Source organism: Roseburia sp. AM23-20 (assembly GCF_003470905.1).
Lineage (GTDB): Bacteria > Bacillota > Clostridia > Lachnospirales > Lachnospiraceae > Roseburia > Roseburia rectibacter.
Genome location: NZ_QRHS01000082.1, coordinates 1 through 524 on the forward strand (window position 1 = coordinate 1; position 524 = coordinate 524).

The 524-nt window shown below is 35.1% G+C and carries 1 protein-coding gene; it reads right to left on the bottom strand.

The window, feature by feature from the left end; genetic code table 11:
* Positions 1-524: restriction endonuclease subunit S (locus DW650_RS19420; RefSeq protein WP_199654341.1), on the bottom strand; the 524-nt coding region annotated here is incomplete at both ends.

The following is a 524-nucleotide window of genomic DNA, read 5'->3' on the forward strand; positions in this document are numbered from 1 at the left end:
TTACGCTGATGAAGGGTGATAAGGTTATCGAGGTTACAGAAATAACCCGCAATCACTTTCTGTTCTTCATATTTTGGAACATCAACTACAAATTCCTGCATATCTGACGCAAGGATATGTTTTATGGTATTACCAGTCGTAATGTTTTCTATTTTCTTCTTAGCTTTATCAGTTTGATATTCATAATTCAAAAAGTAAGGCTCAATTTCTTCTTTTGGATTTCTAAACATGATTAAGGCATGAGCCGCTGTATTGTCCAATTCTTCAGGGATTACAGCTGCATGTCCAACATGACCAGACTGAACCATAACCATATCTCCGGTATGTAACCATTTGTCTTTTTGCTTTTCATAGAATTCGTCATTTATGAAAATCTCAGAGTTATGATTTATCTGTCCATCTTTTACATTATTAGATTCCAAATAAAAATGTCCTTGTTCTGCATAGTATGGAGTAGCTGTTCCTACAAATGCATTTCCAATCGAACCATATATATCTTCCAGCTTACGCTGTTCCCAATCATC